General features: G+C 72.7%; 14 protein-coding genes and 1 riboswitch. Of the genes, 6 read left to right on the top strand and 8 right to left on the bottom strand.

Going from position 1 to position 16,402, the window contains the following annotated elements; genetic code table 11:
* Window positions 1-46 precede the first annotated feature (46 nt).
* Window positions 47-622 carry a flavin reductase family protein gene (locus ACGFMM_RS08735; RefSeq protein ID WP_393644483.1) on the bottom strand — a complete coding sequence of 192 codons (576 nt, stop codon included), beginning with the start codon at window positions 620-622 and terminating at the stop codon, window positions 47-49.
* 335 nt (window positions 623-957) lie between these two features.
* Between ACGFMM_RS08735 and cdgB the strand changes: the two genes are divergently transcribed.
* Window positions 958-2,736 carry a diguanylate cyclase CdgB gene (gene cdgB / locus ACGFMM_RS08730; RefSeq protein WP_393644481.1) on the top strand — a complete coding sequence of 593 codons (1,779 nt, stop codon included), beginning with the start codon at window positions 958-960 and terminating at the stop codon, window positions 2,734-2,736.
* 109 nt (window positions 2,737-2,845) lie between these two features.
* Window positions 2,846-3,796, top strand: coding sequence for a CBM35 domain-containing protein (locus ACGFMM_RS08725; protein ID WP_393644479.1), 951 nt, complete (start codon window positions 2,846-2,848; stop codon window positions 3,794-3,796).
* A gap of 77 nt (window positions 3,797-3,873) precedes the next feature.
* On the opposite strand, the gene ACGFMM_RS08720 is transcribed toward ACGFMM_RS08725, so the two are convergent.
* From ACGFMM_RS08720 to ACGFMM_RS08710, 3 genes are all read right to left on the bottom strand, one after another.
* A complete protein-coding gene (locus tag ACGFMM_RS08720) occupies window positions 3,874-4,800 on the bottom strand; it encodes a 1-phosphofructokinase family hexose kinase (RefSeq protein WP_393644477.1) in 927 nt (308 codons plus the stop codon).
* Window positions 4,801-4,927: 127 nt separating this feature from the next.
* Window positions 4,928-6,073, bottom strand: coding sequence for an N-acetylglucosamine-6-phosphate deacetylase (nagA, locus tag ACGFMM_RS08715; protein ID WP_393644475.1), 1,146 nt, complete (start codon window positions 6,071-6,073; stop codon window positions 4,928-4,930).
* A complete protein-coding gene (locus tag ACGFMM_RS08710) occupies window positions 6,073-7,035 on the bottom strand; it encodes an ROK family protein (protein ID WP_393644473.1) in 963 nt (320 codons plus the stop codon). The genes nagA and ACGFMM_RS08710 overlap by 1 nt, the downstream gene beginning before the upstream one ends.
* A gap of 209 nt (window positions 7,036-7,244) precedes the next feature.
* Between ACGFMM_RS08710 and ACGFMM_RS08705 the strand changes: the two genes are divergently transcribed.
* From ACGFMM_RS08705 to otsB, 3 genes are read left to right on the top strand one after another with little or no spacing between them, the layout of a single operon-like run.
* The gene (locus ACGFMM_RS08705) at window positions 7,245-8,513 is read left to right on the top strand and encodes an extracellular solute-binding protein (RefSeq protein WP_393644471.1); all 1,269 of its coding nucleotides are present in this window, start codon (window positions 7,245-7,247) and stop codon (window positions 8,511-8,513) included.
* A gap of 45 nt (window positions 8,514-8,558) precedes the next feature.
* Window positions 8,559-8,825: a DUF3263 domain-containing protein gene (locus ACGFMM_RS08700; protein ID WP_393644469.1), complete on the top strand. Its 267-nt coding sequence runs from the start codon at window positions 8,559-8,561 to the stop codon at window positions 8,823-8,825.
* Window positions 8,826-8,870: 45 nt separating this feature from the next.
* A complete protein-coding gene (gene otsB, locus ACGFMM_RS08695) occupies window positions 8,871-9,713 on the top strand; it encodes a trehalose-phosphatase (RefSeq protein ID WP_393644467.1) in 843 nt (280 codons plus the stop codon).
* A gap of 29 nt (window positions 9,714-9,742) precedes the next feature.
* Here otsB and ACGFMM_RS08690 read toward each other — a convergent pair whose 3' ends face one another.
* The 4 genes from ACGFMM_RS08690 to ACGFMM_RS08675 all read right to left on the bottom strand — a co-directional run bounded on the left by ACGFMM_RS08690 (window position 9,743) and on the right by ACGFMM_RS08675 (window position 14,794).
* Window positions 9,743-12,028, bottom strand: coding sequence for an immune inhibitor A domain-containing protein (locus tag ACGFMM_RS08690; RefSeq protein ID WP_393644465.1), 2,286 nt, complete (start codon window positions 12,026-12,028; stop codon window positions 9,743-9,745).
* A gap of 178 nt (window positions 12,029-12,206) precedes the next feature.
* Complete coding sequence (locus tag ACGFMM_RS08685; RefSeq protein ID WP_393644463.1) at window positions 12,207-13,580, bottom strand: trehalose-6-phosphate synthase; 1,374 nt, start codon at window positions 13,578-13,580, stop codon at window positions 12,207-12,209.
* A gap of 64 nt (window positions 13,581-13,644) precedes the next feature.
* Complete coding sequence (locus ACGFMM_RS08680) at window positions 13,645-13,767, bottom strand: hypothetical protein (protein ID WP_393644461.1); 123 nt, start codon at window positions 13,765-13,767, stop codon at window positions 13,645-13,647.
* A gap of 76 nt (window positions 13,768-13,843) precedes the next feature.
* Window positions 13,844-14,794: a glucosyl-3-phosphoglycerate synthase gene (locus ACGFMM_RS08675; protein ID WP_393644459.1), complete on the bottom strand. Its 951-nt coding sequence runs from the start codon at window positions 14,792-14,794 to the stop codon at window positions 13,844-13,846.
* A gap of 146 nt (window positions 14,795-14,940) precedes the next feature.
* A riboswitch (SAM riboswitch) is annotated at window positions 14,941-15,092 on the top strand.
* A gap of 17 nt (window positions 15,093-15,109) precedes the next feature.
* On the opposite strand from ACGFMM_RS08675, the gene thrC reads away from it, so the two are divergent.
* Window positions 15,110-16,399 carry a threonine synthase gene (thrC, locus tag ACGFMM_RS08670; protein ID WP_393644457.1) on the top strand — a complete coding sequence of 430 codons (1,290 nt, stop codon included), beginning with the start codon at window positions 15,110-15,112 and terminating at the stop codon, window positions 16,397-16,399.
* Window positions 16,400-16,402 lie beyond the last annotated feature (3 nt).

Here is a 16,402-nt window from a genome sequence, read left to right as displayed (position 1 = left end):
CTCAGTCCTCCGCCGCCGGTCGCGGGCTCCGCCCTCCGCCGCCGGCTCAGCCCAAGTGGCGGTACCGGCCGCGGAAGTACGTCAGCGGCCCGCCGTCCGACGTCGGCAGAGCCGCCGTCAGCACGCGGCCGATGACGAGCGTGTGGTCGCCCGCGAGCACGCGGTTCTCCGTCCGGCACTCCAGCGTCGCCAGCGCCCCGCCCATCAGCGGCGCGCCGCTGGTCTCGCCGCGGGTCCAGGGCACGTCCGCGAACAGCAGTCGGTCGCTGACCCGGCCCTTCATCGCGAACCGGCCCGCGACGTGCCGCTGGCTCTCCGACAGCAGCGACACCGCCCAGGTCGGCACCTCCTCGAGCAGGTCGTCCATCCGGGAGCCGTTGCGCAGGCTCACCAGGACCAGCGGCGGGTCGAGCGAGACGGACATGAACGCGGTGGCCGTCATGCCGACGTCCTCGCCGCGCGGGCCGTCCTCCGGGTCGTGCGCGGTCACCAGGACCACGCCGGAGGCCAGCCGGGACATCGCCGCCCGGAACTCGTCGTCGCTCACCCCCTCAGCATGGGGGATGCCGGGGTCGCCGGCCGGGACGGCGGCGGTACTGGGGGAGAGGGGCGTCTGCAACACACCCGCACGCTAGCTCGGCCCCGGGGGCCCGGGCATCGGGCCAGGGGACCAGCCGGGTCCTAGGACTCTCGCCCGTGGCATATGACGCACCGTGGTGCAAACGGGCGCACCGGACCCCACCGCGCGGTGTGATTTGCGTTGCTGAAGAACCGGGAGCGCTCCCCGTCCTCCGTGGCATCCGATGGTGCCGTCTGTGACTTGAGTCACAGAGCCCAGTAATTGTTGACCCTGTGTACCGGGTGCACAGCTCGCTGTGATTCAGTGGCGGGGACAATGCAGCACGAGTGCCGATGAGAACCCTGGAGTTGCTGTCGAGGTCTCGGGGAGAGCGAGCGATGGAGACCGAGTCGGAGCCGTACGTCCGTCTTGCGACCCTGCGGCAGCTGCACCAGGTCGTGGCCGACCTCAACACAGCCCGCAGCCTCGCGGACACCTTGCAGACCGTCGCCGAAGGCATCGTCCGCGGCCTCAACTATGAGCTGGCCTGCGTCAACCTCGTCCGCGCCGACGGAGACCTCGTCGTCGCCGCCTTCGCCGGCAGCCCCGCCGCCGAGGCCCTCATCACCGGCCGGGTCGGCTCCCGCGCCTCCTGGGACCGCCGCCTGACCATGGGCGAGGCCTGGGGCGACCTGCGGTTCATACCGCACACCGAGGGCTGGGTGCTCATGGAGGACGACGTCCCCCAGTGGCACACCGACGGACCCGCCCCGCGCTTCGAGGACGAGTGGCACCCCCAGGACCGCCTCTACGCCCCGATGTACGCCTCGGGCAGCGGCCGCGAGCTCCTCGGCGTCATCTCGGTCGACCGGCCGCGCAACGGCCGCCACCCGGGCCCCTGGGGCCGGGAGGCCCTCCAGATGTACGCCTCCCAGTCGGCGATTGCGATCAGCAACGCCCGGCTCCGAGCAAACATGCAGCGGGCCCTGGTCCGGCTCGAACGCGAGCAGCAGGCGCTGCGGGCCAGCGAGGAGTCGTTCCGGCAGGCCTTCGAGTACGCGCCCTCCGGCATGGCGATCGCCGAACTCGGCGGCGACCAGCACGGCCGCCTGCTCCGCACCAACGACGCGCTCTGCCGGCTGCTCGGCCGCCCCGCCTCCGCCATGCGCCGCCACTCCTTCGCCGACCTCGTCCACCCCGAGGACATCGGCACCCTGCTGCGCACCTCCGCCGAAGGCGGCCGCGCCGAGCTGCGGCTCGCCCGCCGCGACGGCACGTACGTCTGGGTCTCGCTGCGGAACTCCGTCGTGGCCGACACCGCCGACGGGCCGCGCTTCCTGCTCACCCACGTCGAGGACATCGAGGAGCGCAAGCGGCACGAGCTCCAGCTCGCCCACCGCGCCTCGCACGACGCGCTCACCGGCCTGCCCAACAGCGCCGAACTGCGGGCCCGGCTCAGCGCCCGGCTCTGCGAGCGCCCCGGCGGGGTGCGCGCCGCGCACCTGCCCGGCGCGTCCCTGCCCGGCGAGCGCGAGCCGCGGCCGGTGTACGGGGGTCCCGGCCAGGGCTACGACGAGCCCGGGTACGAGCCCGCCGGGTACGACGGCCGGCCCGAGGGCCGGGGCGGCTACGACGAGCCCGGCTACGACGCGTACGGCGGCGGCCGGCCCGAGCACGGCTTCCGTGCCGACGGCTACGACTTCGACCCGCCCGGCGGCGGCCCCTACGACCACCACGTGCACATCGTCGCCCCCACCGGGGGAGACGTCGACGACGGCACCAAGGGGCTCGCGGTCCTCTTCTGCGACCTCGACGGCTTCAAGTCGATCAACGACCGGTTCGGGCACCACACCGGCGACGCCGTCCTCATCGAGGTCGCCCGCCGGCTCACCACCGGGGTGCGCGACGGGGACACCGTCGCCCGGCTCGGCGGCGACGAGTTCGTGGTGCTCGCCGACGGGCTCGGCGCGGCCGACGCCGCCGACCTCGCCGTGCGGCTGCGGAACGCGATCATCCCGCCCATCCGGGTGGACGGCCGGGCCGTGCGGGTGGGCGCGAGTTTCGGCATCGGCTGGGCGGAGTGCGGCATGACGGTGGAGGAAGTCCTGAACTCCGCCGACCAGCGGATGTACATCGAGAAACGATCCCGCGCGAAGCTCCACCGCAGGGCCGGATAGTCCGCCGCCACCGGCTCGTCATGGTCAAGGACCGCACCGGAGGGTGGCCCGTTCGGGGTAGGCTCGGCCGGTCGGCGACGGCTGGCGAGCATGGATAGGAGTGACGGGGATGGCTGCCGGTACCAGCGGCGCGAACACGCCCGAGGACGACGATCCGTTCGGCTACCTGTACGAGGACGGCCAGGCGTCGGGCGCCCAGCCGCCCCGCTCGGGCGGCTACGGCTACCCCGGGCCGGCCGCGCAGCCCGGTGTCCCGAGGACGTCGTACAACCAGGTCAGAACGGTCGGCGAGCGTCAGTACGGCGGCCACGGGCAGGTCCCGCAGCAGCAGCCGTACGGCCAGCCGAGCGCGCAGTACGCCGCGCCCGAGACGTACCCCGGCGGCGAGCGGACCCGCCAGGCGCCGATCCCGCCGCAGCGCGGCGGCGGCGGCGCGGGCGGCCGCGGGCCGAACACCAACGGTCTGCTGATCGGCGCGATCGCGGTCGTCGCGGTCGTGGTGATCGGTATCACCGTGGCGATCGTCACCAACGGCGACGAGAACGACGACCCGTCGGCCGGCGGGACGCCGTCCACCGGGCCGACCGCCGTCCAGGAGTCCCCCACCGGCGAGCCGAACGGCCAGGAGACCCCCCAGCAGCTCCCCCAGCAGGACGCGGCCACCCTGAAACTCGGCGGCACCGCGGCCCTCGCCAAGGACATCAAGGGCGCGGAGGGCGCGGACGGCGCCTATGTGACCGGGTTCAACGCGCTCGGCTCGTCGGTCACCTGGCAGGCCGAGGTGGAGAAGGGCGGGAAGTACTTCCTGTCGGTGCGGTACGCGATCCCCGCGAAGGACGCCAACGCGACGCTGTCGGTCAACGACAAGCCGAACAGCAACCCGATCGGCCTGAAGAACTTCATCCACTCCTCGGACCCGAACTGGGAGAAGAACTGGCAGACCACCTGGGCGCCGGTGACTCTCAAGAAGGGCATGAACACGATCAAGATCTCGTGTGAGCAGGGCAATCAGTGCGACGCGATCTTCGACTGGCTGAAGATCACGAAGGAGAAGCCCTGACGGTCGCGGGACCGACGGTGTGAACGGGTGGCGCCCCTGGTGGGGCGCCACCCGTTTCTGCGTGCGGGCTGAGGTGGCTACGCCGCCGGGGACTGGGCCTGTACGGCGACTTCGGGGAGGAGTTGTTCGTAGCGGGCTCGTTCGAACTCGCCGGCCACCGGTGACAGGACCGTCGCCGTCGACAGGGCGACGGCTCTCGACAGACGGTCGGGCCAGGGGAGTTGGTCGACCAGGGCGGACAGGAGGCCCGCGACGGCGGAGTCGCCGGCGCCGGTCGGGTTGCCGCTGACGGTGGCGGGCGGGGTGGCCTGCCACAGGCCCGTCGCGGTGACCGCGAGGAGGCCCGCCGGGCCGAGGGAGGCGACGACCGCGTGCGCGCCCCGGCGGCGGGCGTCGCGTGCGGCGCGCTCCGGCTCGCGGGCGCCGGTCAGTTGGGCGAGTTCGTCCGCGTTGGGCTTGACGATGTCGGGGCGGGCGGCGATGCCGCGGCGCAGCGGCTCCCCGCTGGTGTCGAGCAGGACCGGGACCCCCGCGCCGCGGGCCGTGCGGATCAGTTCCGCGTACGCGCCCACGTGGATGCCCGGCGGCAGGCTGCCGCACAGGGCCACCGCGTCGGCGGCGGGGAGGAGGTCGTTGTACCGGGCGACGAAGGCGGCCCATTCCTGCGGGGTGACCGTGGGGCCCGGCTCGTTCAGCTGCGTCGTGTCGCCGGTCGCGTCGTCGACGACGGCCAGCGTGCGGCGCGTGTTGCCGCTGATCGGGACCAGTGCGTCGCGCACGGGGCAGCGGGCCAGCAGGTTGCGCAGCACCGCGCCGTTGGGGCCGCCGGCGAAGCCGGTGACGACGGTGTCGTGGCCGAGCGCCCCGAGCACCCGGGCGACGTTGACGCCCTTGCCGCCGGGCCGTTCGAGGACGTGGGTGACGCGGTGCGAGGCGTGCGGGGTCAGCGCGGGCACGCGGTACGTCAGATCGAGCGCGGTGTTGAGCGTGACCGTGAGAATCACCTGCCGCACCCCCCTGGTCAGCGCATGTCGTCCTGCCCGGCTCCTGTTTCGCGCCCTGATCATGCCAAAGAGACGGCGGTCCGCCCAGACCCCTGGACCGACCGCCGTCAGGTAAGTTGGTGGTAAATCAGCCCAGTTGGGGCTTAACCACCCACTCGCCCTGCCGCATCACGCCGGTGAGCTCGAAGTGCGCGTCGAGGACGACGAGGTCGGCGTCCTTGCCGGGTTCGAGGGAGCCGACCCGGTCGTACAGGCCGAGCACCCGGGCCGGGTTGGCGGAGACGGCCTGGACGGCGGACTCGACGGGGAGGCCGTCGACGGTCACCGCGCGCTTGAACGCCCGGTCCAGCGTGAGCGTGGAGCCCGCGATGGAGCCGCCCTCGACGAGCCGGGCGACGCTGTCCTTCACCTCGACCTCCAGCGGGCCGAGCATGTAGCGGCCGTCGCCGAAGCCGGCCGCGTCCATGGCGTCGGTGATGAACGCGACGCGTTCCGGGCCCGCGTGATGGAACGCCAGCTCCAGGGCGGCGGGGTGCAGATGGGTGCCGTCGTTGATGAGCTCGACGGTGATCCGCTCGTCCTCCAGGAGCGCCGCGATGGGGCCGGGGGCGCGGTGGCCGAGGCCGGGCATGGCGTTGTAGAGGTGCGTGGCGACGGTCGCGCCGGCGTCGATGGCCTCGACGGTCTGCTCGTACGTGGCGTCGGTGTGGCCGATCGCGGCGACGACGCCGTGTTCGGCGAGGAGCCGTACGGAGTCGAGGCCGCCGGGCAGTTCGGTGGCGAGGGTGACCATCCGGGCCTGGCCGCGCGCCGCGTCGACGAGCTTGCGGACCTCGGCGGGGTCGGGGTCGCGCAGCAGGCTCTCGTCGTGGGCGCCCTTGCGGCAGGGGGAGATGAACGGGCCCTCGAAGTGGATGCCGGCGATCTCGCCCTGCTCGGCGAGCTCGGAGAGCAGCCCGGCGCGCCGGCCGAGGAAGTCCATGTCGCCGGTGACGAAGGAGGCGACGGTGGTCGTGGTGCCGTGCAGCCGGTGGGTGTGGACGCCCTTGAGGACCTCGTCGACGGTGCCGGAGGTGAAGGACGCGCCGCCGCCGCCGTGGTTGTGCATGTCGACGAAGCCGGGCACGAGCCAGTGGCCGGAGAGGTCGAGGGCGGGTGCGTCGGCGGGCGCCGAGCCCGCGATGCGGCCGCCTTCGACGATCACGCGTCCGTTCTCGACGATCCCGGTGGGCAGCACGACGCGTGCGCCGGCGAGAACCTTGCGATCGGCCATCAGGCGGAGACCTCCGGGTCGTGGGGGGTTTCAGTTGAATTGTCGGCGGCGAGGAGGTCCCAGGCGAGGAGGCCCGCGCCGAGGCAGCCGGCGGTGTCGCCGAGGGCCGCCGGGACGACGGCGGGCAGCTTCTGGAAGGTGACGCGCGCCTCGACGGCGGCGCGGAGCGGTGCGAAGAGCGTCTCCCCGGCCTCGGCGAGTCCGCCGCCGATGATGAGCGTGCGGGGGTCGAGCAGGGTGAGCGCGGTGACCAGGCCGTCGGCGAGGGCGTCGACGGCGGTCTGCCAGACCTGTACGGCGGCGGGGTCGCCGGACTCGACGGCCTTGGCGCAGTCGGCCGCGTCGGCGTCGGGGTCGCCGGAGGCCTCGGCCCAGGCGGCGGTGACGGCGGAGGCGGAGGCGTACCGCTCCAGGCAGCCGCGCTGGCCGCAGCCGCAGGGGACGCCGCCGGGGCGGACGACGATGTGGCCGATCTCGCCGGCGTAGCCGTGGGCGCCGGCCTCGATGCGGTCGCCGATGCCGATGGCGCCGGCGATGCCGGTGCCGAGCGGCACGAACAGGAACCGGTCGGCGCCGTCGCCGGCGCCGATGCGGCCTTCGGCGAGGCCGCCGGTGCGCACGTCGTGGCCGAGGGCGACGGGCAGTCCGTCGAGGCGCTCGCTGAGCAGGGCGCGCAGCGGGACGTCGCGCCAGCCGAGGTTGGCGGCGTAGACGGCGATGCCGCGGTCGGCGTCGACGATGCCGGGGACGGCGACGCCGGCCGCGCAGGCGGGGGCGCCGTAGCGCTGGAGGCCGTAGTCGCGCAGCTCGGCGGCGAAGCCGAGGATGGACTCGACCACGGCCTCGGCGCCGCGCTTGCGGCCGGTGGCGCGCCGGGCCTCGTACAGCAGCGTGCCGTCCGCCCCGACGAGGGCGGCCTTCATCCCGGTGCCGCCCACATCGAGGGCGATGACGTGTCTCACGGTCCCAGTCTGACCCGGCGGACCCCAACAGGTCTAGTCCACTGCCCGATATTGTTGCGCTGCCATACAAAGCCCGCGCAAAGCCCGCCGGCTCCTCGGGGCGCAATCGTCGTGCGCACGTTGCGCTTACTACCCAAGTGGTGTAGACCTCATCCCTCGCGATGAGGGAAAATCGCAGCTCAACGACGAGTGAAGGTGGAGACAACGCTGTGCAGCGGCGATTCCTTGGACTGACCGCGGCCGTCGCCGCACTGGGGCTGACCGCCACGCTCGCCGGCTGCGGCGTGACCGGCGGGAACGGCGACGTCACGCTCACGCTCGTCGCCGCCGACTACGACCTCGTCGGCGGCGACTCCACCGAGAAGTATTGGGCCGGCCTCACCGCCGCCTACGAGGCGAACCACCCGGGCGTCGAGGTCGAGGTCCGGATCGAGTCCTGGGACGACGTCGACCGCGTCGTGGGCGAACTCGTCGACGCCGGCAAGGCCCCCGACATCGCGCAGATCGGCGCGTACGCCGACCACGCGGCCGCGGGCGAGCTCTACACCGCCGACGAACTGCTCTCCGTCCCCGTCCAGTCCAACTTCCTCGCCCCGCTGATCTCCGCCGGCGAGATGAAGCGCGTCCAGTACGGGATGCCGTTCGTCGCCTCCACGCGGCTGCTGTTCTACAACAAGAAGCTCTTCGCCGACGCGGGCGTGGCCAAGCCCCCCACCACGTGGGAGGAGCTCGCCGACGCCGCGAAGGAGCTGAAGAGGGCGAAGACGCCGTACCCCTTCGCGCTGCCGCTCGGGCCCGAGGAGGCCCAGGCCGAGACCATGATGTGGCTGCTCAGCGGCGGCGACGGCTACACCGACGACACCGGCCGCTACGTCATCGACTCCGACGCCAACGTCAGCACCTTCCGGTGGCTGAAGGACGAACTGGTCGACAAGGGCCTCACCGGCCCCGTCGCCCCCGGCAGGCTCAACCGCAAGGCCGCCTTCGCCGCCTTCTCGCGCGGCGAGGTCGGCATGCTCAACGGCCACCCCTCCCTCATGCAGGAGGCCGCCAAGCAGGGCGTCGACGTCGGCATGGTCCCGCTGCCCGGCCGGGACAAGGAGCCCAGGGCCGCCATGGGCGTCGCCGACTGGATCATGGGCTTCAAGCAGAACGGCCACCGCAAGGAGATCGGCGAGTTCCTCAACTTCGTCTTCAGCGACGCGAACGTGCTGAAGTTCGCGGGGGAGAACGGACTCCTGCCCTCCACCGTCAGCGCCTCCCACGCGATGGAGTCCGACCCCGAGCACGCCGAGCTCGCCCCGTTCCTGAAGGCGCTGCCGAACTCGCGGCTGTACCCGGTCGGCAAGACGTCCTGGGCGCAGGTCAGCGAGCGGGTCAAGAAGAACATCGGCAAGGCCGTCGGCCCGGGCGGCTCGCCCGACGCGGTGCTCACCTCGATCGGGCGCGAGGCGACGACCGCGGAGGACGCCGAGTGACGACCGCGGAGGACGCCCGGTGGCGCCGCCGAATAGGTTGGTCGTATGAACGACGCATCGGAGCGGGAGCCGGACGCGGGCCCGGGCGAGGTCCTCGGCGAGCGGGAGCGCGCCGTGCTCGCCCTGGAACGCCGCTCCTGGCCGGGACCCGGCGCCAAGGAGCGTGCCGTGCGCGAGCAGCTCGGGCTCTCCCCGGTCCGGTACTACCAGCTGCTCAACGCGCTGCTCGACGATCCGCGCGCCCTCGTCCACGACCCGGTGACCGTCAACCGGCTGCGCCGGGTGCGCGCCGAGCGTGAGCAGCGCCGCTGACTCGCGCCGCTGACGCGGACGCGGAGCGTCGGTAGGGTCGGAGACATGGTCAGCAGCCTGCCGCACCCGACCACGTCCGCCGGCCGCGACGGTCTGGCCGCGCTCCTCGCGCGCCCTGCCAAAGCCGTCGTCGCCCTCGACTTCGACGGGACGCTCGCCGAGATCGTCCCCGACCCCGAGCAGGCCCGCGCCCATCCCGGCGCGGTGCCCGCCCTGTCCGCACTGGCCCCGCACGTCGCCTCGGTGGCCGTGGTCACCGGCCGGCCCGCCGGGGTCGCCGTCCGGCACGGAGGCTTCGCCGGGGCGCCCGGCCTGGAGCACCTGGTCGTCCTCGGCCACTACGGCGCCGAGCGCTGGGACGCCGTCTCCGGCACGGTCACGGCCACCGCCGTGCCGCCGGGCGTCGCCGCGGTACGCGCCGAACTGCCCGGCTTCCTGGACGGTGCCGGGGCCTGGCCCGGCGCCTGGATCGAGGAGAAGGGCCGCGCGGTCGCCGTGCACACCCGGCGCGCCGCGGACCCGCAGGGCGCGTTCGAGGCGCTGAAGGGCCCGCTGGCCGAGCTGGCCGCGCGCCACGGCCTGGTCCTGGAGCCGGGCCGGATGGTCCTGGAGCTGCGCCCGCCCGGCATGGACAAGGGCATGGCGCTGGCGGAGCACGTGCGCGCCACGGGCGCGGAGTCCGTGCTGTACGCGGGCGACGACCTGGGGGACCTGCCCGCCTTCGCCGCCGTGGAGAAGCTCCGTTCGAACGGGGTCCCGGGCCTGCTGGTGTGCAGCGGCTCCACGGAGGTCCCGGAACTGGCGGAACGGGCCGACCTGTCGGTGGCCGGCCCGTCCGCGGTGGTGGACCTCCTCGCGCGGCTCGCGGAGGCGGTCAGGACGCGCTGATCAGCACGCGCCGGTTCCGTACGCGCTGATCAGTGCGCGGCCGGGTTGGCCACGGTGATCCGCAGGTCGTCGCCGGCGTCGTCGGTGACGGTGACCCGCACGCCGTGGCCCGCGACCTTGACGCTCGCCTGGGCGGCCGCCGGGTCGTAGTAGGCGTTCGGGTCCGTGTCGTCGAAGACCGGGATGCCGGGGACGGAGGGGGCGCAGGCCGCCTTCGTCTCGACGGTCCGGTTCCTGCCCTTGCCGACCTCGACCTCCTTGTGGAGGCAGGTCGCGTCCGTGGCCTCCAGGCCGAAGGTCGCGTCGAAGGGCTGGCGCCGGTTGCTCGGCGCGGTGCCGTCGTCGAACCGGAACGGCGCGGGCCGGGCGTCGACGGCCATGGCCGAGCCGCCGCCGGGGTGGTCGCTGACGTTGTTGTCGTCGAAGGACCGGTCGACGTACCAGACCAGCATGCCGTTCTGGAAGCGGAAGAACTCCACCCAGTCCGGGGCGGTGAGGCCCTTGCTGAACTGGTACGGGCCCTCCGCAAGCAGCGCATCGCTGCCGACGTACTCGCGGTTCTCCACCAGGTAGTACCGCGGGTAGGTGGCGGACTCCGTGCCCGTGGAGATCTTCCACCGGCCGGTCGCCGTCCAGCCGCCCGCGCCCTGCTCGACGTCGTCGGCGGCGAGCGTCGTGCCGCCGGCGGTCAGCGTGATGTCGTCCAGGAACGCGCCGGCGAAGTGCACGCCGCCGTCGGTCTGGTAGCGGAAGCGGAACAGCGAGGGCTTGCCGCCGGCGTCGTACGCGAAGCGCAGCGTCGTCCACTTGCCGGCCGAGGAGCCGTCGACGGCCGTGCCCGCGCGCAGCCAGTTCGCGCCGCCGTCGAGGGAGTACTCGGCGAACAGGTAGTCGAAGTCGGCCTCGATCTCGTACCAGGCCTCGGCCTTGGCGGTGACCCGGGCGGCGGCCGGCACGGAGCGGGTCAGGGACTGGTTGAGCCCGTCCGCGGAACCGGTCCACCAGGCGTGCGAGCCGGAGGCGGGGGCCGTGTACACGGTGCTGGCCGTCTTGTCGGGCAGGGCGACGCGGACGGCCTGCTCCTTGCCGGCGGTCTGGAACTGGGCCGGATTGAGCGTGTACGAGCCCGTCGCGCCGAGCGGCGCGTCGGCGTAGTCCAGCCAGCCGAGGAACAGCTTCTCCTCAGCGCCCATCAGGCCCGGGTGGGTGCCGATGCCCTGGTTCGCGGCGGCGCCGTGGCCGAGCCAGGAGCCGGAGCTCATCAGGGTCCAGAAGGCGGTGGAGTTCTCGCCGCCGTTCGTGTCGTAGTAGTCCGGCAGGCCGAGGTCGTGGCCGAACTCGTGGCAGAAGACGCCGAGTCCGCCGTTCTCGCCCTCGGTGGTGTAGTCGCCGAGCCAGTACTTCGACTGGCCGATGCGGGCGCCGCCGGCCTTGTTCTGGACGCCGGAGACGTCCGGGCCGGTCAGGCCGTAGTCGTCGCCGTTGACGTACCAGCGGTGCGACCAGATGGCGTCCTCGCCCTGGGCGCCGCCGCCGGAGTCCTCGCCCATGCCGGCGTGGACGGCCTGGAAGTGGTCGACGTAGCCGTCGGGCTCGTCGAAGTCGCCGTCGTGGTCCCAGTCGTTGCGGTCCCAGACGTCGAACTGGGCGAGGTACGCGTCGATCTCGGCGGGCGTCTTGCCGGCCGCGAGCTGGGCGTTCCACCAGGCGTCGCCGGTGTCCTGGACGAAGGCCCAGGAGCCGCCGGTGTCCTCGATGGCGTTGTCGCCGTAGGAGGAGGCGTTGCCGGGGACCTTGACCCAGTCCTCGACGGTGTTGGTGACCGAGTAGCGCCCGCCGGAGAGCTTCTCGTAGTACGTCTTCATGGACTCGCCGGGCCCGTTGAAGAGGTTCTCGTAGTAGCCCTTGGAGAAGTCGGCGGTCCAGGCGTTGGAGTTGTCCTTGCTCCGGTCCGGCTGCGGGATCTCGTTGTGCCGGGGGCCGGGGACGGTGCCGTACTTGCCGTCCGCGCGGTCGCCGAACTCGGCGAGGACGGTGAGGATCTTCTCGGAGCGGACGGTGGCCGTCTCCACGAACTTGCCGGGGGCGACCTCGACGACGCCTTCGGCGTTCGCCCGGGCCTTCCCCTTGGCGACCTTGTCGATCGCCTGCTCGCGCAGCTCGGTGCGCTGCTTGGTGAGCGGTCCGGGACGGTTGTCGGCGCGGTGCCGGGCGGGGCCCTTGGCCCCCGGCGCCGAGGAGTCCCGGGTTTCCTGCGCGGCGGCCGGGGTGAGTCCCGCGGCGAGGAGAGCGGTGAGCGCCGACCCTAGGGTCATGCCCACGACAAATCGCTTCACGTGCGATCCCTTCGCATGCTTCGTGTGATGCCGGCGGATCGCCTGGGGGAACGATCGCGGCAGAGTCTGACACGAGAAGGACCGCGGCGAGGAGAGGCCGGAACGGAAGATTCTGCGGCATCATCCGTTCGCAGGGCGGGGGCTACCGCCGGGCGGCTTACGCCTGCGGCAGGGCGCGCAGGGCCTCCAGTTGGGTGAGGAACCAGCGTTGGGGTGGCAGGGCGGTCGCTGCGGCGGCCAGGCGCTTCGTACGGTCGGCGCGCTCCGCCGCGGGCATCGTGAGGGCCTTGTGCAGGGCCTCCGCGGTCTGCGTCACGTCGTACGGGTTCACCGTCAGCGCGTCCTCGCGCAGCTCCTCGTACGCTCCCGCGCCCTCCGAGAGGACCAGGGCGCAGCCCGCCTCGGAGACCACCGGTATCTCCTTGGCCACCAGGTTCATGCCGTCGCGGACCGGGTTGACCAGGGCCACGTCCGCCATGCGGTACACCGCGAGCGAGCGCGTGAAGTCGTCCTGGACGGAGACGAGCACGGGCTGCCAGTCCGCCGTGCCGAACTCCTCGTTGATCCGCTCCGCCAGCTCGGTCACCGCCGCCGTGTACGAGCGGTACGCCTCCAGGTCCTGCCGCGAGGGGTACGCCGAGGCCAGGTGGACGACCCGGCCCCGCCACTCGGGCCGGACGGTCAGCAGCTCCCGGTAGGCGAGCAGGCCGCGCAGGATGTTCTTGGACAGCTCCGTGCGGTCGACGCGGGCGATCGTCCGGCGGTCGCCGATCTCCTCGCGCAGCCGCGCGAGCCGCTCGTCCACCTCCGGCCGGTACGCCAGCGCCCGCAGGTCCTCGGCGTCGACGCCGAGCGGGTAGGCCCGCACCCGGGGCGTCCGCGTCTCGTCGTCGAGGCGCGCGCACGCCACGAACGCGTCCGCCCACCTCGTCGTGTGGAAGCCCAGCTCGTCCGCCCCGAGCATCCCCTGCAGCAGCTCCTCGCGGATGTCCGCCGGCAGCATCCGCAGATAGTCCGCCGAGGCCCAGGGCGTGTGCGTGAAGTGGCCGATGCGCAGATCGGGGCGGAGCTCCCGCAGCTGCCCGGGGACGAGGGCCAGGTGGTAGTCCTGCACCAGCACGCAGGCGCCCTCGTCCGCCGCCTCCGCCAGCGCCTCGGCGAAAGCGCGGTTGTAGGCGCGGTACGACTCCCAGCGGCGGCGGAACTCCGCGTCGAAGACCGGCTCGCGCGGGATGTCGTACAGGTGGTGGTGGAGGAACCACAGCACCGAGTTCGCGATCCCGTTGTACGCGTCGTCGTACACGGCCGGATCGATGTCCAGCATCCGGACGCCCGTCTCGCCGACGCCCCGGCGCACCGCCTCCCGGTCGCCCTCGCTCAGCGCCGCGCAGACCCACAGGCTGTCCTCCGCGGAGACCGCGCTCAGGCCGGACACCAGCCCGCCGCCGCCCCGCCGGGCGTCGAGCGCGCCGTCGTCCCGGCGGACGTAGCTGACCGGACCGCGGTTGGAGGCGACGAGAACAGTGGCCATGTGGCGAACCTAGCCCGTCCCGGAACCGCTCAAACGTACGCCCGGACAGGGTGGCGACAACCGGTCACCGGTCCCGCCGCGCCCGGGCCGCCGCCCGCGCCACGACGCCGGTGGCGCCCAGGGCGAGGACCAGGCCCCCGAGCAGCCACAGCCGCTCTCCTGCGCGCCCACCGACTTCCATCGTCAACTGCGTGAATTGTGTAAATCGCATGAAAACGGAATCTAGTCACCCGCCCCCGCGCGCCCCGGCTACGCCACGCCCGCTACGCCACGCGCCTGCGCGCGTACTCCGCGATCTCCGCCATCGGCGGCCGCTCCTCGGTGTCGACCGGATACGTCCGCGGCACGAACCCCGGCGCGCCGTCCTCGGCCCGCTCGAACTGCGTCAGCACCGGCCGCACCAGGTGCCCGCGCGACAGCCGGACCTGCGCCGTCCGGTAGATCGCCGCCGCCATCCGGCCCAGCGCCTGACCGCCCTGGTGACGGTGCTTGCGCACCCCCACGTCCACCTGCGCCAGCGCATCCAGGCCCACCGTGTGCAGCGCGTCCACCAGGAGCCCCAGCTCCACCCCGTACCCCACCGGGAACGGCAGCCGCTCGAGCAGCGTGCGCCGCGCCGCGTACTCGCCGCCCAGCGGCTGCACGAAGCCGGCCAGCTGCGGCCAGTGCAGGTTGAGCAGCGGCCGCGCCACCAGCTCCGTCACCCGGCCGCCCTGCCCGGGGGCGTCCCCGAGCGGCCGGTCGTACATCGCCTTGACGAACTCCACGTCCGGGTCCGTGAGCAGCGGGCCCACGATCCCCGAGACGAAGTCCGCGGAGAAGTCCCGCAGGTCCGCGTCCACGAAGCAGACCACGTCCCCGCCGGTCGCCAGCAGCGAGCGCCACAGCACCTCGCCCTTGCCGGGCAGCGCCGGGATCCGCGGCAGGATCGCGTCCCGCGCCACCACCCGCGCGCCCGCCGCCGCGGCCACCTGTGCCGTACGGTCGGTGGACCCGGAGTCCACCACCACCAGCTCGTCGACCAGCGGGACCGCTTCGGACATCAGTTCGCGGCGGATGACGGACACGATGTCGCCGACCGTGGCCTCCTCGTTCAGCGCCGGCAGCACCACGCTCACCGTCGTCGACCGCTTGGCCGCCAGGATCTGCTCCATCGGCCGGTCGGCCACCGACCAGGAGCGCCTGCCCAGCCAGCGCTCCACTTCATCCAGCACGTCGGTTACTCCCCAGTTGCTGCGGTCTGTGATCCATCTCGCGGTTCGGACGACTATCTCAACCGTCCGCGCCTTCGGTTACAGTCTTGAACAACGCAGCGGCCCGGTGCATGTCGGGGTCCCGACCGCGTTCCACAATCGAATACCGCTCATCCAGAGGGGCAGAGGGAAACGGCCCGTTGAAGCCCCGGCAACCCTCCAGTCGGTTCTCCGTCGCCGTCGTGCGACCGCGAGGCTCCCGGCTAGGGAAGGTGCCAAATCCGTCTCATGGCGAAATGCGCCATGAGGAAGATGAGGAGAAAGGGCCTCGCCTCCATGGCTGTACAGACGGTTGCAACCACCCAGAATTCGGTCGATCTCGGTCCCGCGACCGGCCTCTCCTGTCGCGAGTGCGGCGAGCGGTTCGCGCTCGGCCCGATCTTCGCCTGTGAGCTGTGTTTCGGACCGCTCGAAGTCGCGTACGACCTTCCCGCCGGCGACCCCGAGGCGCTGCGCAAGCAGATCGAGGCCGGCCCCGCCAACATCTGGCGCTACGCCCCGCTGCTGCCCGTCCCGGCCGGCGTCGCCGACAAGCCCAATCTGAACCCCGGCTGGACCAAGCTCGTCCAGGCCGACAACCTCGCCGCCGCCCTCGGCGTCGAGCCGGGCAAGCTGTTCGTCAAGGACGACTCCGGCAACCCGACGCACTCCTTCAAGGACCGCGTCGTCGCCCAGGCCCTGGAGGCCGCCCGCGCCTTCGGGTTCACCACCCTGTCCTGCTCCTCCACCGGCAACCTGGCCGGCGCCGTCGGCGCCGCGGCCGCCCGCGCCGGCTTCCGCTCCTGCGTGTTCATCCCGCACGACCTGGAGCAGGGCAAGGTCGTCATGGCCGCGGTCTACGGCGGCGAACTCGTCGGCATCGAGGGCAACTACGACGACGTCAACCGCTTCTGCTCCGAGCTCATCGGCGACCCGCTGGGCGAGGGCTGGGGCTTCGTCAACGTCAACCTGCGGCCGTACTACGCCGAGGGCTCCAAGACGCTTGCGTACGAGATCTGCGAGCAGCTCGGCTGGCGGCTGCCGGACCAGCTCGTCATCCCGATCGCCTCCGGCTCCCAGCTCACCAAGATCGACAAGGGTCTGCAGGAGCTGATCAAGCTCGGCTTGGTCGAGGACAAGCCGTACAAGATCTTCGGCGCCCAGGCCGAGGGCTGCTCCCCGGTCTCGGCCGCCTTCAAGGCCGGCCACGACGTGGTCCGCCCGCAGAAGCCGAACACCATCGCCAAGTCCCTCGCCATCGGCAACCCGGCCGACGGCCCGTACGTCCTCGACATCGCCCGCCGCACCGGCGGCGCCGTGGAGGACGTGAACGACGAGCAGGTCGTGGACGCCATCAAGCTGCTCGCCCGCACCGAGGGCATCTTCGCCGAGACCGCGGGCGGCGTGACCGTCGGCGTGACCAAGAAGCTCGTAGAGGCCGGCGTCCTCGACCCCACGCTGACGACGGTGGTCCTCAACACCGGCGACGGCCTCAAGACCCTCGACGCGGTGGCCGAGACCTCTCAGGCGACCGCCGTCATCCGCCCGAGCCTGGACGCGTTCCGCGACGCCGGCCTGGCCCACTGAAAG

It is taken from the genome of Streptomyces sp. NPDC048604 (assembly GCF_043199435.1).
Classification (GTDB): Bacteria; Actinomycetota; Actinomycetes; order Streptomycetales; family Streptomycetaceae; genus Streptomyces.
This window is presented reverse-complemented; position numbering and strand designations above follow the sequence as displayed.